This is a genomic window from Bradyrhizobium sp. BWC-3-1 (genome assembly GCF_032917965.1).
Classification (GTDB): domain Bacteria; phylum Pseudomonadota; class Alphaproteobacteria; order Rhizobiales; family Xanthobacteraceae; genus Bradyrhizobium; species Bradyrhizobium canariense_D.
In genome coordinates this window covers 492,828-513,911 of sequence record NZ_CP136625.1, presented here as the reverse complement: position 1 = coordinate 513,911, position 21,084 = coordinate 492,828, and the positions used below count along the sequence as shown (strand labels likewise).

The 21,084-nt window shown below is 64.7% G+C and carries 16 protein-coding genes; 9 read left to right on the top strand and 7 right to left on the bottom strand.

The window, feature by feature from the left end; all coding sequences use genetic code 11:
• Positions 1-68 precede the first annotated feature (68 nt).
• Together RX329_RS02430 and RX329_RS02425 are read left to right on the top strand one after the other, a co-directional pair.
• A complete protein-coding gene (locus RX329_RS02430; RefSeq protein ID WP_018456584.1) occupies positions 69-548 on the top strand; it encodes an Lrp/AsnC family transcriptional regulator in 480 nt (159 codons plus the stop codon).
• A gap of 74 nt (positions 549-622) precedes the next feature.
• Positions 623-934 carry a DUF1272 domain-containing protein gene (locus tag RX329_RS02425; RefSeq protein WP_085358513.1) on the top strand — a complete coding sequence of 104 codons (312 nt, stop codon included), beginning with the start codon at positions 623-625 and terminating at the stop codon, positions 932-934.
• A gap of 133 nt (positions 935-1,067) precedes the next feature.
• Here RX329_RS02425 and fahA read toward each other — a convergent pair whose 3' ends face one another.
• The 5 genes from fahA to RX329_RS02400 all read right to left on the bottom strand — a co-directional run bounded on the left by fahA (position 1,068) and on the right by RX329_RS02400 (position 6,725).
• On the bottom strand, positions 1,068-2,339 hold the full coding sequence (gene fahA, locus RX329_RS02420; RefSeq protein ID WP_085358511.1) for a fumarylacetoacetase: 1,272 nt from the start codon (positions 2,337-2,339) through the stop codon (positions 1,068-1,070).
• A gap of 174 nt (positions 2,340-2,513) precedes the next feature.
• Entirely contained in the window at positions 2,514-3,860 is a 1,347-nt protein-coding gene (gene hmgA, locus RX329_RS02415; RefSeq protein WP_018456587.1) for a homogentisate 1,2-dioxygenase, read from the bottom strand.
• On the bottom strand, positions 3,857-4,819 hold the full coding sequence (locus tag RX329_RS02410) for an MBL fold metallo-hydrolase (protein ID WP_085358535.1): 963 nt from the start codon (positions 4,817-4,819) through the stop codon (positions 3,857-3,859). Before RX329_RS02410 ends, hmgA begins: the two co-directional genes overlap by 4 nt.
• 27 nt (positions 4,820-4,846) lie before the next feature.
• Positions 4,847-5,071, bottom strand: a complete 225-nt coding sequence (locus tag RX329_RS02405; RefSeq protein WP_085358509.1) for a DUF2783 domain-containing protein — start codon at positions 5,069-5,071, stop codon at positions 4,847-4,849.
• Positions 5,072-5,084: 13 nt separating this feature from the next.
• Positions 5,085-6,725, bottom strand: coding sequence for an FAD-dependent oxidoreductase (locus RX329_RS02400; protein ID WP_085358507.1), 1,641 nt, complete (start codon positions 6,723-6,725; stop codon positions 5,085-5,087).
• A gap of 109 nt (positions 6,726-6,834) precedes the next feature.
• On the opposite strand from RX329_RS02400, the gene RX329_RS02395 reads away from it, so the two are divergent.
• The gene (locus RX329_RS02395; RefSeq protein ID WP_018456591.1) at positions 6,835-7,377 is read left to right on the top strand and encodes a MarR family winged helix-turn-helix transcriptional regulator; all 543 of its coding nucleotides are present in this window, start codon (positions 6,835-6,837) and stop codon (positions 7,375-7,377) included.
• Here RX329_RS02395 and RX329_RS02390 read toward each other — a convergent pair whose 3' ends face one another.
• Positions 7,378-8,184 carry an N-acyl homoserine lactonase family protein gene (locus RX329_RS02390; RefSeq protein ID WP_085358505.1) on the bottom strand — a complete coding sequence of 269 codons (807 nt, stop codon included), beginning with the start codon at positions 8,182-8,184 and terminating at the stop codon, positions 7,378-7,380.
• A 383-nt stretch (positions 8,185-8,567) separates the two neighbouring features.
• Between RX329_RS02390 and RX329_RS02385 the strand changes: the two genes are divergently transcribed.
• The 4 genes from RX329_RS02385 to RX329_RS02370 all read left to right on the top strand — a co-directional run bounded on the left by RX329_RS02385 (position 8,568) and on the right by RX329_RS02370 (position 15,132).
• Entirely contained in the window at positions 8,568-10,079 is a 1,512-nt protein-coding gene (locus RX329_RS02385) for a caspase family protein (RefSeq protein ID WP_018456593.1), read from the top strand.
• Positions 10,080-10,223: 144 nt separating this feature from the next.
• On the top strand, positions 10,224-10,895 hold the full coding sequence (locus RX329_RS02380) for an OmpA family protein (RefSeq protein ID WP_026233202.1): 672 nt from the start codon (positions 10,224-10,226) through the stop codon (positions 10,893-10,895).
• Between the two features lie 158 nt (positions 10,896-11,053).
• A complete protein-coding gene (locus tag RX329_RS02375) occupies positions 11,054-11,983 on the top strand; it encodes an efflux RND transporter periplasmic adaptor subunit (RefSeq protein ID WP_018456595.1) in 930 nt (309 codons plus the stop codon).
• Positions 11,983-15,132, top strand: coding sequence for an efflux RND transporter permease subunit (locus tag RX329_RS02370; protein WP_085348880.1), 3,150 nt, complete (start codon positions 11,983-11,985; stop codon positions 15,130-15,132). Before RX329_RS02375 ends, RX329_RS02370 begins: the two co-directional genes overlap by 1 nt.
• A 205-nt stretch (positions 15,133-15,337) precedes the next feature.
• Here RX329_RS02370 and RX329_RS02365 read toward each other — a convergent pair whose 3' ends face one another.
• Positions 15,338-16,012: a Crp/Fnr family transcriptional regulator gene (locus RX329_RS02365; protein WP_018456597.1), complete on the bottom strand. Its 675-nt coding sequence runs from the start codon at positions 16,010-16,012 to the stop codon at positions 15,338-15,340.
• Between the two features lie 235 nt (positions 16,013-16,247).
• Between RX329_RS02365 and RX329_RS02360 the strand changes: the two genes are divergently transcribed.
• Positions 16,248-18,317, top strand: a complete 2,070-nt coding sequence (locus RX329_RS02360) for an AsmA family protein (RefSeq protein WP_085358531.1) — start codon at positions 16,248-16,250, stop codon at positions 18,315-18,317.
• 284 nt (positions 18,318-18,601) lie between these two features.
• Positions 18,602-21,049, top strand: a complete 2,448-nt coding sequence (locus RX329_RS02355) for an adenylate/guanylate cyclase domain-containing protein (protein WP_085358499.1) — start codon at positions 18,602-18,604, stop codon at positions 21,047-21,049.
• The last annotated feature ends 35 nt before the right edge of the window (positions 21,050-21,084 follow it).

Here is a 21,084-nt window from a genome sequence, read left to right as displayed (position 1 = left end):
GGGCGTGCAAATGAGACGGCTTTTGATTAACATATGCACAGTTTGTGCATGAAGTGGGTGAAACGCGCATGACTTTGGTGGATGCCTTCGACCTCAAGATCCTGGGCGCGCTCCAGGACGACGGCCGTCTCACCAACCAGGAGCTCGCCGACCTCGCCGGGCTCTCGGCCTCGCAATGCTCGCGACGACGGATGCGGCTGGAAGAGGAGAAGGTCATTGCGGGCTATCATGCCGATCTCTCCAGCGAGGCGCTCGGCTTCGGCGTGGTCGCCTTCATCCAGGTGACGCTGGCGACCCACTCGCCGGACAATTCCAAGCGGTTTCGGACTCTGGTCAACCGCATCGACGAGATCCAGGAGGCCTACTCGCTGACAGGCGACGCCGACTACGTGCTCAAGGCCGTCCTGCACGACCTCAAGGGCCTCTCCAACCTCGTCAACGACGTGCTGATGCCGCACCAGAGCGTCGCGCATGTGCGCTCCTCGATCGTGCTCGACAGGCTGAAGGAAAGCACGCGTCTGCCGCTGAAGGAAATCAAGCCCGGCTGAAATCGAGGGAAATCCGGCATTCGCGCTGCGCACGCGATCTGCGATGATCCCGGCCAATCTGCGGAGATTGAGCCATGGCCCTCCAGCTTCGACCGAACTGCGAATATTGCGACCGCGATCTGCCCCCGAACGCAACCGATGCGCGGATCTGCTCCTATGAATGCACGTTCTGTGCGGACTGCGTGGAGACGAAACTATCCAACGTCTGCCCGAACTGCGGCGGCGGTTTTGCGCCGCGCCCGATCAGGCCAACGCAGGAATGGCGACCGGGCGTGTGCACGACCAACCAGGCGCCGTCGGACAAGCGGGTGCATCTGAAGTACAGCCTGGAGGACGTCGCGGCGCATTGCGCGCGGATACGTGAGGTGCCGCCGGAGAAGCGGTAGACTCTCACCACGTCATGCGAGGAGCCCTTGCGACGAAGCAATCCAGACTGCCGCTCCGGAAAGACTCTGGATTTGCTTCGCTACCTCGCAAGACGAAGAATGTGGATAGAGCGTCGCATCGCTTCCCCAGCAATCACTCCGGCGCCAAAATCGTCCCCTCGACCTCACCAAAACCGACACGATAGCCCTCGCCCTGGCACCAGCCGCGCATGACGAGGCTGTCGCCGTCTTCCAGGAACGACCGCTTGGCGCCGCCGGGCAATTCGATCGGCTCGGTGCCGTTCCAGCTGATCTCCAGCAGGCTGCCGCGCTGGTTCTTCTCCGGACCGGAAATGGTGCCGCTGCCGAGGAGATCGCCGACATTCATGGCGCAGCCGGAGGAGGCGTGGTGCATCAGCTGCTGCACCGACGACCAGTACATGTATTTGAAATTGGTGCGGCTGATGCCGGCGGGCGCGTTGGCTCCGGCGGCGCGCAAGGAGACGTCGAGTTCGAGATCGTAGTTCTGCGGCTTGCCCTGCTTGAGGTAGTCGAGCGGCACCGGCTCCTGCTGCGGCCCGTTGAGGCGGAATGGCTCCAGCGCCTCGCGCGTCACCACCCACGGACTGATCGAGGTCGCGAACGCCTTGGCGAGGAACGGCCCGAGCGGCACATATTCCCATTGCTGGATATCGCGCGCGCTCCAGTCGTTGAGCAGCACGAAGCCGAAGATCATCTCCTCGGCTTGCGGCTCCGTGAGCATGCCGCCCATTGGCGACGGCTGGCCGACCACCACGCCCATCTCCAGCTCGAAATCGAGCCGCTTGCACGGTCCGAAGCTCGGCGCCTCCACATTCGGCGGCTTGAGCTGCCCGCGCGGGCGCTTCACCTTCGTGCCGGAGACCACGACAGTCGAGGCACGGCCGTTGTAAGCGATCGGCATATGCAGCCAATTCGGCTGCAGTGCATTGTCCTTGCCACGGAACATGACGCCGACATTGGTGGCGTGTTCTTTCGACGAATAGAAATCGGTGTAGCCGGAGACCGCAAACGGCAGATGCAATCTTGCGTCGCGTATCGGCACCAAGGCCTGCTTGCGCAACTCCTCGTTGTCGCGCAGCTCGGGATGATCGGCGCGCAGGAGTTCGCTGATCCGCGCCCGCGTCTTCGTCCAGACCTTTGGCCCCAAGGCCATGAAAGCATTGAGCGACGGCGTCGAGAACACGCCGAGCGGCCCCACGTCGAGCCGCGAGTCCTGCTCAAGCTCCCAGAGATCGAGCACATAGTCGCCGATCGCCACGCCGACGCGCGGCGTCGGATTGGCCGCGGTCGAGAACACACCATAAGGCAGGTTCTGGATCGGAAAATCGGAGGCGGGATCGACGCCGATGAAGGAGCGGAGGCTGGGGTCGTTGGGATGGGGCATCACTTGGCTCGGTCTTTCCCTTCTCCCCTTGTGGGAGAAGGTGGCGCGAAGCGCCGGATGAGGGGTATCTGTCCGCGAGTCCGAAGGAGAGGTTCACGCGCGGATAGAACCCCTCACCCGTCTCGCCGCTATGCGGCGAGCCACCCTCTCCCACAAGGGGAGAGGGTAAGAAGCTTACGGCTTGCTCGGATCGAACCGCTTCGCGAGGCCCTTCCAGCAATCCGCGTAGTCATGCTGCAACGTCGCGGAATTCGCGGCGTGCGCGGTGACGCGCTGCGCGTAGCGGGTCTCGAACATGAAGGCCATGGTGCCGGTCAGCTTGACCGGCTTCAGCTCGCCGTTGCTGGCGTGCTCGAAGGCATCGCGATCGGGGCCGTGCGGCAGCATGCAATTGTGCAAACTCATGCCGCCCGGCACAAAACCTTGCGGCTTGGCGTCGTACACGCCGTAGATCAGGCCCATGAACTCGCTCATGATGTTCATGTGATACCACGGCGGGCGGAAGGTGTTGTCGGCGACCATCCAGCGCTCGGGGAAGATCACGAAGTCGATATTCGCCGTGCCCGCGGTCTCCGACGGCGAGGTCAGCACGGTGAAGATCGAGGGATCGGGATGATCGAAGCCGATCGCGCCGACCGGCGAGAAGGTGCGCAGATCATATTTATACGGCGCATAATTGCCGTGCCAGGCGACGACGTCGATCGGCGAGTGGGGCAACTGCGTCCTGAACAACGATCCGCCCCATTTCACGTAAAGCTCGGTCGGTGTGTCCTTGTCCTCGTAGTGCGCGACCGGCGTCAGGAAGTCGCGGGCATTGGCGAGGCAGTTGGCGCCGATCGGTCCGCGCTCCGGCAGCGTGAAGGCGCCGCCGTAGTTTTCGCAGAGATAGCCACGCGCCGGTCCGCTCGGAATCTCCACCCGGAACTTGACGCCGCGCGGGATCACCACGATCTCGCCGGGCTCGGCGTCGATGCGGCCGAACTCCGTGACGATGCGAAGATTGCCCTGCTGCAGCACGAACATCAGCTCGCCGTCGGCATTGTAGAAGTGCTGGTCCACCATCGATTTGGTGATGAGATAGACGTGGGCGGCCATGCCGGCCTGGGTGTTGACGTCACCGGCGGTGGTCATGGTCTGCACGCCCTGAAGGAAGGTCATGTCCTCCTTCGGGATCGGCGCCGGATCCCAGCGCAATTGCGCGATCGGCAGGTCGTTTTCGTGGCACGGTGCCGAACGCCACAGGCCGCCGTCGACCTTCTCGAAACGACCCGAGTGTTTCACCGACGGGCGAATGCGATAGAGCCATGAGCGCTCGTTGCTGCCGCGCGGCGCCGTGAAGGGCGAGCCGGAGAGCTGCTCGGCATAGAGGCCGTAGGCACAGCGCTGCGGCGAGTTGCGTCCGATCGGCAGCGCGCCCGGCAGCGCTTCGGTCTCGAAACTGTTGCCGAAGCCGGACATGTAGCCCGGCGTGACCTGGGCCGTGCTGCGAATGATCTGATCGGGCGAGGTGTTGATGTTCATGATGATCCTCCTCCTTGCAGGGCGGCCCACATCTCCTGGTCGCGCTTGTCGGTCCAGATCACGGGGTCGTCGATCCCCGACGCCTCGTCATAGGCGCGAGATACGTTGAACGGCAGACAGTGCTCGTAGATGGCGAAGCTCGAAAATTTCGGATCCATGACCTCGCGCGTCGCGGCCATCGATTCCTTCAGCGTGCGGCCCTTGGCGACCGAGATTTCGGCGGCGCCGTAGAGCGAGGTGACGAAGTCGCGCGTCATCGCGATGGCTTCGCGCACCGTGGCGACACCCTTCAACGCATCGCCGCGGCCCGGCGCGATCGCCTTGGGATTGAAGTTGCGGATCTCGTTCAGCGTCAGCGGCCATTCGCGCAGGTGTGCGTCGCCACAATAGCAGGCCGAGTGGTATTCGATCAGGTCACCGGAGAACATCACCTCGGCATCCGGCACCCAGGCGACGATGTCGCCCGAGGTATGGCCGGCGCCAAGCTGCATCAGGCGTACCTCGCGCTTGCCGAGATAGATCGACATCTCGCCTTCGAAGGTCAGCGTCGGCCAGGTCAAGCCGGGTATGCTCGATGCGTCCTGAAACAGGCGCGGGAAGCGGCCGTACTCGGAATCCCAATCCTGCTGGCCACGCTCCTCGATCAGGCGATAGGTCTCCTGCGAGGCGACGATGCCCTGCGCCTTGTAGGCGGAGGCGCCGAGCACGCGCACGGCGTGATAATGCGACAGCACGACATATTTGATCGGCTTGTCGGTGACGGTACGGACACGCTCGATCACCTTGTTGGCCATCGCCGGCGTCGATTGCGCGTCGAACACCAGGCAGCCGTCGTCGCCGACGATGATCGCGGTGTTCGGATCGCCCTCCGCGGTGAAGGCGTAGAGATCGGTGCCAATCTCGGAGAAGGTGATCTTCTTCTCGGAGAGGTCGCCGGTGGATGCGAAGTTCTTCGCCATCAATTTCATCCTTCAAGTCTTTGGGGGCTATTGTTGTTGCTGTTGCTGCTGCTGGCCGTCGATCATGCGCCGCTTGGCGAGGAGAAGCGCCTCCCGCAGCACGATGATATCGCCGATATGGTTGGCGAGGATCAGCACCAACGCCGCGTCGAAGTCCGCGCTCTGCTCGTCGGTGAAGCCACGATGCGCCTCCACAATGGCGCGAAAGGCGTCGTCGGGTCGCGCGAAGTTGGAGCTGGTGGAGAGCGGCATGCGAGTCCTCAATTCAAGCAAATTCTTGATTCAAGCCCTGCGCCCGTGACAGCGCTGCCGCGACGCCAGCGCGCGTGGGGTGGCGGAAGCGCGCCGCAACATAACCGTCCGGCCTTAATAGGTAGGCTGAGCCTGGTTCCGCATCATAGCGCTTTGCAGTGAGCCCTGCCGGATCTGCGAGCCCGTCCTCACCGCCGATGCAGATGTCCTTCACACCAACAGGCGCATCGATCGCCGCGCCGTTGCCGAACGACAGCAAGGTGAAGTCTGTTCCACCCTTGCGGAATGCATCCGTCAAATAGGCTTGCTCGCCCGCGCGCGTCGTAACGGGAGCATCGAGCATCGAACAACCCGGGAGCGGGCCACCGCGCCACGCATCCGCATCCGGCGATGACAGCGGCGAGTCATAGCTGCACGGCACCGAGAGCCGCCCGCCATTGACCATGCGCTTGCCGAATTCCGTTTCCTTGGCCAGCGACAGCACCGCCTTGCGCAGCCGCGCTTCCTGATGCGAGTTCGGCGCCATGAAATCGGTCGAGCGGGTGGATTCGCGGATGTTCTCGTCGGCCGCCAGACTGCGCTCGACGTGATAGCTCTCGAGCAGGCTCGCGGGTGAGGCGCCGCGCAGCACGCGGTCGAGCTTCCAGGAGAGATTCTCGGCGTCCTCGAGTCCCGAATTGGCGCCGCGCGCGCCGAAGGGCGAGACCTGGTGCGCGGAATCGCCTGCAAAGATCACGCGGCCATGGACGAAGCGATCCATCCGCCGGCACTGGAATTTGTAAAGCGAGATCCACTCGAACTCGAACTTGTCGTGGCCGAGCATGCGCGCAATCCGCGGCCGCACGTTCTCGGGCTTCTTCTCGACGATGGGGTCGGCATAGCGATTGAGCTGAAGGTCGATGCGCCAGACATCGTCGGGCTGTCGGTGCAGCAGCGCCGAACGTCCCGCATGAAACGGCGGATCGAACCAGAACCAGCGCTCGGTCGGGAATTCCGCGGTCATCTTGACGTCGGCGATCAGGAACTGGTCCTCGAACACCTGTCCGGCGAAGTCCGCGCCCACCATCTGCCGCAGCGACGAGCGCGCGCCGTCGCAGGCGACGACATATTGCGCGTGCAGGCGATAGGCGCCCTCCGGCGTCTCGATCGTCAGCGCGACGGAATCGTTGCGGCTCTCCAGCGCCGTCACCTTGTTGCGCCAGCGCAAATTGATCTCGGGCAGCTCGCTGATGCGGTCGACCAGATAGGCTTCGGCGTAATATTGCTGGAGATTGATGAAGGCCGGCCGCTTGTGACCGTCCTCCGGCAGTAGATTGAACTGGTAGAGCTGCTGCTCGCCGTGGAAGATGCGGCCGACGCTCCAGACCACGCCCTTGTCGACCATGCGGTCGCCGACGCCGAGCCGGTCCCAATATTCCAGCGAGCGTTTCGAGAAGCAGATCGCGCGGGAGCCCTCTCCGATGCGGTCGGCGTCATCCAGAAGAACGACGCGCTGGCCGCGTTGGGCAAGGTCGATCGCAAGCGACAGCCCGACCGGGCCAGCGCCCACGATCACCACGGGATGCTCGGCCGCGCTCTGGCCGGGACGATCCTGATCGGGGTGGCGGCGATAGCCGAACTGGGTTTTGGCCTGATGCGTATTGGCCGTCGCCATGCGCTAACCTCGGCTCTGGTCAGGAGAGGCCTGATCTGCTAATAGTCTCACGTGCAACTATTTTGGACCGGAGCCGGCCGGCCGTCAACTGGAATTCGGAGCGCTCTCCTTGGCGAGGACATCCAGCGACATCGCGCTGAAGACACGCGAGGCCGATGAGGCTTCACCGCGGCCAAAAACACGGCTCGACCTGTTCAGGTTCGTGCCGTTCCGCCTCAACCGGCTCGCCGCGGAGGTGAGTTCCGCACTCGCCGTCGAATATCAGGAGCGTCACGGCCTCGACATCCCCGCATGGCGCGTGATCGCGACGCTCGGCTTCCGCAACGATGCCTGCAGCGCGCAGTACGTCGCGCAATGCACCCGCACGCACAAATCCACGATCAGCCGCGCGGTGACCATGTTGCTGCACCAGGGTTTGATCGAGCGCGTCGAGAACGAAGCCGACCGTCGCGAATTCCGCCTCCGACTGACCAGGAAAGGCCGCACGCTCTACGAGGAGCTGTTTCCGCAATTGCTGCGGCGGGAAGACGAGATCCTCGCCTGCCTCACCGCGCAGGAGCGCAAACAGCTATCGACGCTGCTCGGCAAGATCGAACAGAGCCTCGATTTGATCCAGACCAGCGAAGAGGCCGACGCCAAGCAGGCGTATTGATCACTTCGCAAATGATCGCGACGGCGGCAAATGCAGCGCCCAGACATCGACCTTGTCGCTGGCGCGCGGATAGATCTCCGTCACGATCGGATCATGGCCGGGAATGAACCGGTCAGGATGGCCGGCGAGGCGCTCGATGGTCTCCCAGCCAACCGTCATGTCGCCGACATTGTAGACGATCGGGAATGGGCTTCTGCGCTGGAGATTGGCGTAATAATGCGCGGCATCGGACGCCAGCACCACCGGTCCGCGCGCGGTCTCGACTCTGACCACCTGCAAGCCATCCGAATGGCCGCCGACGCGGTGCAAGGTGACGCCGGGCGCGACCTCGCCGTCGCCGGAATAGAAATTGACGCGCTCGCCATAGACATGGCGGACCATCTGGGTGACGTGCTCGACCGAGAACGGATGTCGCAGCAGTCCGTTGCACATGCAGCGCCCCGTCGCGTAGGCCATCTCGCGCTCCTGGAGATGGAAGCGGGCGTTCGGGAAGCGGTCGAGATTGCCGGCATGGTCGTAATGCAGATGCGTCACGATGATGTCGCGAATGCTCGCTGCCGCGACACCAAAGCGCTCCAGCGCGTCGACCGGATTGAGCGTCAGCTTGCGCGCCCGCGCGGACGCTTCCTCGGCATTGAAGCCGGTATCGACCAGGATGTCGCGGCCGTTGCCGCGGATCAGCCAGACGAAATAGTCGAGATCCTGCGCCGCGCTGTCATGCGGGTCGGGCGCGAGGAAGTTCATGTGGGGCGTGCGCGGCGACATCGTCGCATAGCGCAGTGCGTAGATTTCGTAGGCGTTTCCCATGGTTTTGATCTTGCTCTTTTTGTGGGTGCACCTTCAGCGGCGATCGACCGCACCAAGCCATCGTCCACCGCAAAGGTCAAACACCGCAGGTTGAAGGAGGCCCGTCCGCAATGTGAGACCAATCACATTGTTGTCGCCATGGCTGCCCTAATTTGCAGCCGCAATGACAACCAGCATGACAACCAGAATGCATCGCGTGCGATCATGACCGCCCGTTTATTCCCCCGCAACATGCCCATGCGTCGCGGTCAATTGTCGCGATAGCGCCGAATCCGCAAGCGGTTGACGCCCCCCTCCCCCGGTTTGATAATGCACATTGCGTAAGTTAAGGTCGCCGCGGCGCAAGCTGGAAACGGCGCCTTTTTGGCTGGATCGCGCTAATTATGAAAATTCGCCTGCTTTTCGTTCTATCCTTGCTCGTGTCGCTCATCCCGACCGCTCCGTCACTTGCGGCCGGCGATCGCTTTGCGCTGGTCATCGGCAATGCCAAATATCCGGACGCCGACGCTCCCCTGAAGGAACCGCTCAACGACGCGCGCGACGTCGCCGACGAGCTCAAGCGCGACGGCTTTTCCGTCGAGATCGGTGAGAACCTGACCGGCGACGGCATGCGCCGCGCCTTCGACAAGCTCTACGGCAAGATCAAGCCGGGGTCGGTGGCACTGGTGTTCTTCAGCGGCTTCGGCATCCAGTCCGCGCGGCAGAGCTATTTGCTGCCGATCGATGCGCAGATCTGGACCGAATCCGACGTGCGGCGCGACGGCATCAGCCTCGAAACCGTGCTCGGCGAGCTCAACACCCGCGGCGCCGGCGTCAAGATCGCGCTGGTCGATGCCTCCAGGCGCAACCCGTTCGAGCGCCGGTTCCGCAGCTTCTCGGCCGGCCTCACGCCCGTCATCGCGCCGAACGGCACGCTGGTGATGTATTCGGCGGCACTGGCCTCGGTGGTCTCGGACGCCGGCGGCGAGCACAGCCTGTTCGTCCAGGAACTCCTCAAGGAAATCCGCGTCCCCGACCTGATGGCCGAGGAGACGCTGAACCGCACCAAGATGGGCGTCACCCGCGCCTCCCGGGGCGAGCAGGTGCCGTGGATATCCTCGTCGCTGGCCGAGGATTTCTCCTTCATTCCAGGGGCCGGCGGGTCGCGCCCGACCACCACGCCGCCACCTGCGCCTCCCCCGCCGCCGGTCGTCGCCAACAACCCGCCGCCGACTCCACCCGCACCTTCACCGCCTCCGCCGCCGAAACCGGCCGAGACGGTGGCTGCGCCCGCTCCGTCACCGAAGCCGCAGGTCGAGGCTGCCTTGCCGCCGGCACCGCCGCCGCCTCCGCCTGTGATTCCGGCCGATCCCGCCACCGCTCCGACCATGGAGAGCGGGCCGAGTGCGGCCGCCCTGGCCGAGGACCCCACCATCAAGGGGCTGACCGCCAAGATCGCGGCCAATCCGGATGACGTGAACGCGCTTTACCGGCGCGGTCAGGTCTATGCCAGCAAGGGCGCCTACAGCCTGGCCATCAAGGATTTTGACGAGACGCTCCGGATCAACCCGAAGGACGTCGAGGCGCTGAACAATCGCTGCTGGACCCGCACCGTGGTCGGCGACCTCCAGGGCGCGCTGAAGGATTGCAACGAGGCCCTGCGGCTGCGACCGAACTTCGTCGACGCGCTGGACAGCCGGGGGCTCGTCAATCTGAAATCGGGGGCGGTCAAGAACGCCATCGCCGATTTCGAGGCCGCCCTGAGGATCAATCCGCGCTTGACCTCCTCGCTGTTCGGACGCGGGATCGCCAAGCAGCGCAACGGCTCGGCCCAAGAGGGCGCGCTCGACATCGCCAATGCCAAGGCGATGGACCCGAACATTGTTCAGGAATTCGCAAGCTACGGAGTGCGTTGATATTTTTTTGAATCGGGGCCGATGTGCCTCGAACCCGCGACGGCCCGGCGAAGACTAATCGAACGGATGCCGCAGGCCGTCCTTTCGGGGGCTTATTGCAGGATTTTCGAACCGCACCAGCTGGCTGCGCAGGAGGGACTGGCTATGAGATTGGCTGCAAAGGGACTTACCGCAATCCTGTCCATCATCACCGTCGGCGCCGCGCTGTCGCTGACGATCCCGCTGGCATTCGCAGCCGACGACGGCAACAGCAAGAACGTCACCGAGGACGAGATCGTCCGCGCGCTGGCGCCGCCGCCGAAGAAGCCGCTGACCCGCGGCCTCTCGATCGCTCCGCAGGCCGATCCCGCACCGAGTGCCACGGAGACCAAGCTGATCCAGTCCGTGCGCGGCCGCTCGACACGGTCGCTGTCGTCGACCGAGCGTGAAGAAATCGCGTCGGCGGCCAAGGACAAGCCGAACATCGATCTGGAAATCACGTTCGACTACAACTCGGCCAATATCAGCGCCAAATCGCTTGCCTCGGTCCAGGCGCTCGGCCGCGCGCTGACCAGCCCCGACCTGAAAGGCTCGACCTTCGTGGTCGCCGGCCATACTGACGCCGCCGGAAGCGAGAGCTATAATCAGGATCTGTCGGAGCGCCGCGCGGATTCGATCAAGCGCTATTTGGTCGACAAATACAGCATCTCCGCGACCGACCTCGTCACGGTCGGCTACGGCAAGAGCAAGCTGAAGGACCCGGCCCAGCCGATGGCGGAAGTCAATCGTCGCGTGCAGGTCGTCAACATGGAAAACAAGACTACCGCATCGAAGTGACCACGACGTAATCCTTTGAAGTGACAAGTCGTGATGTGGTGTAAAGTCTCGCTTCCAGTGCGCGTCCCGCAGCCTTGCGGGACGCTGCTTTATTTCAGGGAAACGCTCTCCATGGGCCGCGCGCGGATGGCCGTGAGCCAGGCCAGGACGATCCGGCAATGAACCTCTCCCAATATCTCAAGCCAGCCGGAACGGTGATCTTCGTCGTCGCGCTCGGCGTCGGCTATTATCTGTTCGAGCACCGGCACCGCGCCGAGCCCAAGGAAACGCCGAGCGAGGCGCTGGTCATCGTGACCAAGTCGACCAATGCCTGCTTCTCCGACCTGGTCCGGGTGACCGGCTTCTTCGTGCCGCGCCGCGAAGCCGTGGTCGTCGCCGACCAGGAGGGATCCAGGGTCACCGACCTCTTCGTCACCGAAGGCACCCTCGTCACCGACAATCAGGAGCTGGCGCGCCTGACCGCACCGCCCCAGATTCCGGGCCAGCCGCCGCGGCCCGGCCCGCAAGGTCCGGTCTCGCTGAAGGCCTCTGCGCCGGGCCTCGTCACCGAGGTCCGCACCATCGTCGGCGCGCCGGCCTCGCCGCAGGCCGGCCCGATGTTCCGTATCGCCGTCAACAACGAGATCGAGCTGGACGCGCAGGTGCCCGCGGTGCACATGGCCAAGCTCAGCTCCGGCGCGACCGTGCGCATCAGCCGCGACGACGCGCCCGATTTGATCGGGCGGGTCAGGCTAGTCGCGCCCGAAATCGATCGCGCCACCCAGCTCGGCCGCGTGCGCATCAGCGTCACCAACAATCCCTCGCTGAAAGTCGGCGTGTTCGCCCGCGCCTCGATCGACGCCAAGCGAAGCTGCGGCGTCGCGGTTCCCAAGACCGCGATCGACCATCTCACCGTGCAGGTCGTCAAGAGCAACATTGTCGAGACGCGCAAGGTACGGGTCGGGCTGTCTTCGGACAGCGCGACGGAAATCCTGGAAGGCCTCAATGTCGGCGAGATCGTCGTCGCCGACGCCGGCTCTTCGCTGCATGACGGCGACCAGATCAAGACCATGTTCGCTGATGAACTCGATCGCACGCGGGTACGCTGATGGCTCTCAATATCTCGGCATGGTCGATCCGCAATCCGCTGCCGTCGGTCGTATTTTCCATCATCCTCCTGATCCTCGGCTGGGTGTCCTTCACCAAGCTCGCGGTGACGCGGCTACCCTCGGCCGACATTCCCGTGATCTCGGTCGCGGTATCGCAGTTCGGCGCGGCACCCGCCGAGCTCGAATCCCAGGTCACCAAGACGGTTGAAGACGCCGTCTCCGGTGTCGAAGGGGTCAGGCACATCACCTCGCAGATCACCGACGGCCTGTCGGTGACGACAATCCAGTTCGCGCTGGAAACCAACACCGACCGCGCGCTCAACGACGTCAAGGACGCGGTGACGCGCGTGCGCTCGAACCTGCCGCAGAACGTCACCGAGCCGCTGATCCAGCGCGTCGATGTCATCGGCCTGCCGATCGTCACCTATGCCGCGATCTCGCCCGGCAAGACGCCGGAGCAGCTCTCCTATTTCGTCGACGACGTGGTCAAGCGCGCGCTGCAAGGCGTGCGCGGCGTCGCCCAGGTCGAGCGCATCGGCGGTGTCGAGCGCGAGATCCTGGTCTCGCTCGATCCCGACCGCCTGCAGTCGATGGGGCTGACGGCCGTCAACGTCAGCCAGAGCCTGCGCGGCACCAATGTCGACGTCGCCGGCGGCCGCGCCGAGATCGGCAAGAACGACCAGGCGATCCGCACCCTCGCCGGCGCCAAGACGCTGAGCGATCTCGCCGGCACCATGATTCCGCTGTTCGGCGGCGGCGAGGTCCGGCTCGACGATCTCGGCACCGTCACCGACACCATCGCAGACCGCCGTACCTTCGCCCGCTTCAACGGCGAGCCGATCGTCGCGCTCGGCATCAAGCGCTCCAAGGGTGCCAGCGACGTGAAGGTCGCCGAGGCCGTGCAGAAGCGCATCGACACGCTCAAGGCCACTTATCCCGACGTCGACCTGAAGGTGATCGACACCTCGGTCGAATATACCAATGGCAATTACCACGCGGCGATCTCGACCCTGTTCGAAGGCGCCATCCTCGCCGTCGTCATCGTGCTGTTGTTCCTGCGCGACCTGCGCGCCACCATCATCGCCGCGATCTCGCTGCCGTTGTCGATCTTCCCGGCATTCTGGGCGATGGACCTGCTCGGCTTCTCGCTCAACCTCGTCAGCTTCCTCGCCATCACGCTGTCGACGGGTATTCTGGTCGACGACGCCATCGTCGAGATCGAGAACATCGTCAGGCACATGAACATGGGCAAGTCGCCCTATCGTGCCGCCCTGGAAGCCGCCGACGAGATCGGCCTCGCGGTGATCGCGATCTCGCTGACGATCATCGCAATCTTCGCGCCCGCGAGCTTCATGTCGGGCATCGCCGGACAGTTCTTCAAGCAGTTCGGCATCACCGTCTCGGTACAGGTGTTCTTCTCGCTGCTCGCGGCGCGCTTCGTCACGCCGGTGCTCGCCGCCTACTTCCTCAAACATAGCAATCACCAAGAGCCGCCGCCCGGCCGCGTGCTGCGGTCCTATCACAGGCTCGTGGCCTGGTCGGTGAAGCACTATTTCATTACGGTGCTGGTCGGCTTCGGCGTCTTCGCCGCCTCGATCTGGAGCATTACGCTGCTGCCGCAGGGTTTCCTGCCGGCGCAGGACAGCTCGCGCTCGTTGGTTGCGCTCGAGCTGCCGCCGGGCACGCAGCTCGCCTACACCGAAAAAGTCACCGAAGACATCGTGGCGCGCCTGCGCAAGCGGCCCGAGGTGAAGAGCATCTTCGTCGACGGCGGCCGCGTTCCACCGGGGACCCAGGAAGTCCGGCGCGCCGCCTTGATCATCAATTACACGCCCAAGGACAGCCGCGACATCACCCAGCGCGAGCTCGAATTCTCGATCAGCCAGGAGCTGGAGAACATTCCAGACATCCGCTTCTGGTTCCTCGACGAGAACGGCCTGCGCGCCATCTCGCTGGTCGTGACCGGCGCAGACGCCAACATCGTCAACAACGTCGCCAGCGAACTCGCGACGCAGATGAAGCGGATTCCCACCATCTCCAACGTGATCTCGGAAACCACGCTGGAGCGGCCCGAGCTGCGCGTCGAACCGCGCGCCGATCTCGCCGCACGGCTCGGCGTCTCAACCGAAAGCCTATCGCAGACCATCCGCGTCGCCACCATCGGCGACGTCGGCCCCGCGCTTGCCAAGTTCGACGTTGGCGACCGTCTGGTGCCGATCCGAGTGCAGCTCGAGGATGCCGCGCGCGGCAATCTGAAGACGCTCGAACAGTTGCGCGTGCCGCTCGGCGAGCACGGCGAGAAGGGCGGCGTGCCGCTGTCCGTCATCGCCGACGTCAAGCTCGACCAGGGTCCGACCAGCATCAACCGTTACGATCGCGAGCGACAGGCGACCGTCGCGGCCGATCTCGTCGGCTCCGCCGCGCTCGGCGACGCCACCAAGAAGATCTACGATCTGCCGGTCATGAAGAGCCGACCGAAGGGCGTGAAGGTCTCCCCCTCCGGCGACGCCGAAAGCCTGAACGAACTGTCCGAAGGCTTTGCCACCGCGATCACGGCGGGCCTGATGATGGTCTACGCCGTGCTGGTGCTGCTGTTCGGCACTTTCCTGCAGCCGATCACCATCCTGTTCTCGCTTCCGCTCTCGATCGGCGGCGCGATCGCGGCCCTGCTGATCACCGGCAAGCAGCTCACGACTCCAGTGTGGATCGGCATCCTGATGCTGATGGGCATCGTCACCAAGAACGCGATCATGCTGGTGGAATTCGCCATCGAATCCATTCACGCCGGCACACCGCGCGAAGAAGCCATGATCGACGCAGGCATGAAACGCGCTCGCCCGATCGTGATGACCACGATCGCGATGGCCGCGGGCATGATGCCCAGCGCGCTCGCGGTCGGCGCGGGCGGCGAGTTCCGCTCGCCGATGGCGCTCGCGGTGATCGGTGGCCTAATCTTCTCGACCATCCTGTCGCTGGTGTTCGTGCCCGCGATGTTCATGGTGATGGACGATCTCGGCGCCCTGATCTGGCGCTTCGCCAAGCGGCTGGTCGTGCACAGCGAAGATGCGGAGGGCGCAAGTCATCACGGAGCTGCGCCGGCCGAAGCGATGCCGCGGCCGAAGAATATCGTGCACCCTGCGGCGGAGTAGATGTGGCACCAGCGTCAAGCACACGAGGCAGTTCAGCGAGCGCCATCCGAGAACCCGACATAGCGGAGGATCGTCTTCGCTACCAGGCATTCAGACGTACCGGTCGTGCTGTGCCGATCAAGGTCGTTAAAGCGTGGGTCGCGAGTTGGGACTCTTCTGACGAACTCCTTCGCCCCGATTGTAGCGACCCAGCCTAACGGCCCCCCTACTCGTTGCGCGCGATCGCCGTCAGCTTGGTCATGTTCCGCAGCAGGATGCGGCCGCGCTGGAGATCGAGGATCGCTTCCTTGCGCCAGGCCTGAAGCTGGCGGTTGACGCTCTCGCGGGCGGCGCCGACGAAGACGCCGAGTTGCTCCTGCGAGATGTGCACCTCCGAGCCGAAATCGGCGGCGAGCGCGCAGAGGCGCCGCGCGAGGCGAACCGGCAGCGGCTGGAGCATGGACTCTTCCATGCGCTCGCTCTGCCAGCGGATGCGCTGGCAGAGCAGCGCGATGATCTTGATCCCGACTTTCGGCTCGCGTTCGAGGAAGGCGAGAAAGTCTTCGCGCCGCAGCACGAACAGCTCGCTGGCTTCGCCCGCGGTGGCGTCCGCAGTGCGGCTCTGGCCATCCAGCACCGCAACCTCGCCGAACAGGTCGCCGGGCCCCATGAAGTTCAGCGTCAGGCGGCTGCCGTCGGAGGCGCCGGTCTCGATACGGACCTGGCCTCGGCGCACGCCGAACAGCGCATCGCCTGGGTCGCCCTTCTGGAACAGCACCTCGCCATTCCCCAGATGCTGGGTGTGGCAGAGATTCGCCAGCCGCTGGAGTTCGTCTGCGCCGAGATCGGCGAACATCGCATTCATCTTGAGGATGACCGCAAATTCGGCCTGCTTGCTCATTTCAATATCCTTGTGAATTTCGTTGGCAAATCGCTTGGAACCATCAACATCAAGATCGCGTAAAACCGCGCCCGGGAAGTGTGCCATAAGTCACATAACTTTGCAGCACCCCCAGACTATTTTTACGTGCTTGGAGCCGCTTCCCGTCCCGGGATAAACTCAGGAGCCAAGGACGGGTGCAAATGACGGTCATGTGCCGGATTCGACGCCGATCGTCCGCCGCTGGAAAGTCGATATGAGAGCCGTGAAATTCGCCGGCGCGGCGGTGGCCGCAATCGTCATCGTGATCGCACTCCTGCTGGTGGTCGGGATCCCCTTGGGCTTCCTGAGTTCGACGATTGCCTCGCGTGTCGAGAGCGCGACCGGCTATCGCCTGTCGGTCGACGGCACCACCAGAATCAGTTTGTGGCCGACGCTGAACGTGACGCTGAACGACCTCACGCTTGCCGACCCCAAGGACCGCAGCGGCATCACGCGCCTGTCCATCGACAGCGTGCAGGCCGACATGTCGCTCTCAAGCGTCTGGTCGGGCCGCCCGAAGATCAGCGAGCTCGTCGTCACCCATCCCGTGCTCTACCAGCCGCTGCTGCGTGAGCGCCTGCCGAATGCCGGCGGCACGTCGAAGCCGGTCGCGCTCGATCTCGACGGCGCCGCCATCGATCGCATCAAGGTCACCGATGGCGAGATCGCATTCGCGCGCGTGCGCGATCGCGTCGAGAGCCGAATCAGCGCCGTCAATGCCGATGCGATCGTCGGCCGCGACCGCAAGATCAACATCACCGGCACCGCACGGGTCGGCGAGCATCCGACCAAATTCGACATCAAGGCGACCACGCCAGCGCCGCCGGCCGACCGACCGACCATTCCGGTGGATTTCGCCATCGACATGCCGGACGTGCTGAAGTCCCGGCTCGCGGGCCATGCCGAGGTGCGGCTGAGCGGCGATGTCGTGATGATCAACGGCCTGAATGGCACGCTCGGCGATGGCGCGTTCAATGGCTGGGCCTCGGTCGATATCGCGAGCAAGCCTCTGGTCAAGCTCGATCTCGACTTCCAGCGGCTCGCGATCCCGCTGGCGAAATCGCCAGAAGGCGCGTCCGGGCAGCCCTGGAGCGATGCGCCGATCGACGTCTCCGGGCTCAACTATGTCGATGCGCAGATCAGGATCTCCGCGCATGAGGCGGTGATCGGCGAGGCACGCCTCGCGCCGCTGGCGGTCGATGCAAAACTCGCCGGCGGCGTGCTGAAGGCCGGCACCGCCAATCTCGGCGCCTATGGCGGCCAGGTTACGGGCGAATTGATCCTGGATGCGACCAGCGGCGCGCCGAGCTTTGCCATGCATTCCGACCTCGCCGGCGTGCGCGCGCTGCCGCTGCTGCAGGGCCTCGCCGAATTCGACCGGATCGACGGCAAGCTGCAGGCCAAGCTCGCGCTGCGCAGCGCCGGCACCAGCCAGCGCGCGCTGATGGCGAACATGCAGGGCACGGCCTTCGTCAATTTCCAGGACGGCGCCATTCGCGGCATCAACGTCGCGCAGATGATCCGCTCGCTGACCTCGGGCACGTTGGCCGGTTGGCAAGCAAATCAGGACAACGGTCGGGAGCAGAGCACGGATTTGTCGCAGCTCTCGGCGTCGTTCCGGATCGACAAGGGCCAGGCGGTGACCACCGATCTCAACTTGACCGGACCGCTCGTCCGCGTGACCGGTGCCGGCACGATCGCACTCGACACCAAGATGATGGGCTTTCGCGTCGAGCCGAAACTGGTGATGACGACCGAAGGCCAGGGCCGCGCCGCCGAGCCGGTCGGCTTCGGCATTCCCGTGATGATCCAGGGCACCTGGTCGCAGCCGCGGATCTATCCCGACATGGCCGGCATGCTGGACAATCCGGACGCCGCCTATGCCAAGCTGCGCGAGATGGGCAAGGGGCTGTTCGGCGCTGATGGGGCCGGGCTCGGCAATATTTTGGGCAGCCTTGGTCTCGGGGGAGCCACCGCGCCGGGTGGCGGTAATGCCGCCGGCACTGCCAATCCGCAAAGCCAGCAGCCCGCCGGACAGAACAATTTGCTCGGCGGCCCCCTGGGGGAGGCGCTCGGCAATCTGATCCAGCAGGGACTTTCCGGTGGCGCGGGAAACGGCACCGGGACCGGGACTGCCACCGGCCGCAGCCGCAGCCTGCCTGCAGCGCCATCCGCACTGATGCCGCAAGCCTCGCCGGCGTCCCCCGCCCTGGAGGACCCGCCGGCGGCGCAGCAGGACAGCCAGCCGATGAACGACGTGCTGCGGCAGCTCTTTAATCGGTGATTGCAGGACCAAAGCGCTGGACTCCAGCCCTCCCTTGCCAAGGCGATCCCCTTACATCGGCGTCCCCGGCCGCGGCTTCCTCCAAACGGATGAGACTGCGACAATTCACCATGCTTCCGCCTGCCAGCATCCAAGGGAGTAACCGAGGCCGGTAACCACGCCGGGTGCTCGGCCGTCCGTTGACCAGTCCCTTCACAGTCCCCTGGGACCAAATTGTGCTAGAAGGCTCGCAGGGTCCGTGCGGCCCGTAGCGCCGGCGCCGATGGCGGCGCGAGAGGATCGGGATGGCAGGAGCGAACGACAAGACACGGTTTCTGCGCGAGGGTCTGTTCGCCAAATACGTCGTCTCTCTCGTCGGCCTCGTCGTGTTCGTGCTCGCCGTCAACGGCGCGATGGAGAGCTGGATCTCCTACCGCGCCACCAAGACACAGCTGACCGACGGTCTCGAGGACAAGGCGCAGGCTGCCGCGCGGCGGATCGAGCAGTCGATCTCGGAGCTCGAGCGCCAGATCAGCTGGGTAACCCGGGCGAGCCAGGACACACTCGAGAAGCGCCGCGCCGACTACGCCCAACTGCTGCACCAGGTCTCGGTCGTCACTCAGCTGTTCCAGCTCAACGGCGACGGCCGCGAGGTGCTGCGCGTCTCGCGCCAGTCGACCACGACCGGCAGCAATGCCGACCTCTCCCGCGACATGCGCTTCACCGACACCGTCGCCCGCGGCGTCAGCTACGCGCCGGCCTGGTTCTCCGACCGGACGCCGTTCATGTCGATCTCGGTGGCGCATTCCGGTTTCAACGCCGGCGTCACCGTGGCCGAGCTCGACCTCAGCTTTCTCTCCGAGTACCTCACCGACGCCCAGGTCGGCAAAGCCGCCTTCGCCTATGTGGTTGATCCGCGCGGCCGCGTGCTGGCGACGTCCTCGAAAGGCCCCGAGATCGGTAAGGATTTGTCGAAGCTGCCGCAGGTTGCGGCCGCGGTCGCACCGGGCCACGAGCCCGACAATTCGGGCACCGACTTCAACGGCCATGCGGTGATGAGCGCCGCGAGCACCGTGCCGAAGCTCGGCTGGAGCGTGATGTTCGAGCAGCCGGCCACGCAGGCCTTGATGCCGATCCGCGACCAGCTGGTGCGCATTGCGCTTTTGATCGGCATGGGCCTGCTGGTCGCAATCCTTGCCGGCACGCTTCTGGCGCGCCGCATGATCATCCCGATCACGGCGCTACGCGACGGCGCGCACAAGCTCGGCGAGGGCGATTTCAGCCATCGCATCGAGGTGCACACCGCGGACGAGCTGGAAGATCTCGCCGGCCAGTTCAACCGCATGGCCGACCAGATCCAGGAGACCTATTCGGACTTGGAGACCAAGGTCGAGGAGCGCACCCGCGATCTCGCGCAGTCGATCAACGAGCTCAAGGTGCTGGAAGAGGTCGGCCGCGCGGTCGCAGCCTCGCTCGATCTCAACGCCGTGCTGCCGACGATCGCCGCGCGCGCGATCGAGATCACCCATGCCGACGCGGTGCTGATCTACGGCTATGACGCGCAGGCGCGCCGCTTCAATCTGGTCGAGGCCAACGGCATCGACAAATCCGCCGACGGCGCCCATGTCACGATCGACGAAGGCCAGGATATCCTGAGCGATGCGGCCGGGAGCGGCGAACCGATCGCGCTACCCGATCTCGACCAGGCCTCCGAGCAGCCGCTGCGCGACGTCGCGATCGAAGCCGGCTTCCATTCGGTGCTGGTGGTGCCGCTGGTCGACCAGCAGGGCACGCTCGGCTCGCTGGTGGTGCTGCGCCGCGCCAGCGGCGAGTTCGCCGCCAGCATCATCGGCCTGATGCGCACGTTCGCCAACCAGGCCGTGCTGGCGATGCGCAATGCGCGGCTGTTCACCGAGGTCGACCACAAGGGCCGCGAACTCGCGGCTGCGCACGAAACCGTGCAGCAGCAGGCCGCAAAGCTCCAGGAGCAGACCGAGCAGCTGCGCAACTGGAATCGCTCCCTGGAAGAGCGGGTCGAGAAGCAGTTGGGGGAGATCGGCCGCATCAAGCGGCTCGAACGTTTCCTCGCGCCGCAAGTCGCGCAACTGATCGCCTCGTCCGACGGCCACGATGCGCTGCTCGACAGCCATCGCCGCGAGGTCACCGTCGTGTTCTGCGATTTGCGCGGCTTCACCTCGTTCACCGAGGCGACCGAGCCGGAAGAGGCGATGAACGTGCTGCGCGAATACCACGCCGCGCTGGGCGAGCTGATCCACCGCTATGAAGGCACGCTCGACCGCTTTGCCGGCGACGGCGTGATGATCCTGTTCAATGCGCCGATTCAGTTCGCCGACCATACCAAGCGCGCCGTGAAGATGGCGGTCGAGATGCGCGACACGATCGGCAAGCTGACCGAGAAATGGAAGAACCGCGGCCACTCGCTCGGCTTCGGCGTCGGCGTCGCCATGGGCTACGCCACGCTCGGCCAGATCGGCTTCGAGCAGCGGCTGGAATATGCCGCGATCGGCAGCGTCACCAATCTCTCCTCCCGCCTCTGCGACGAAGCCAAGGCCGGCCAGGTCGTCGTCAGCCGCCGCGTCTACGGCATGGTCGAGCCCTGGGTCGAAGCCCGCGCGCTCGACGATCTCGTGCTCAAGGGCTTCAACCACCCCGTGCTCGCGATGGAGATTCTGTCGTGGCGCGAGGAGGTGGAGAGCGTGGTGGATGCCGCCGCGGCAAGGCGAAGAGGGTAGCCACGACAAAAAACTGCGAAAACAACCCCATGCAC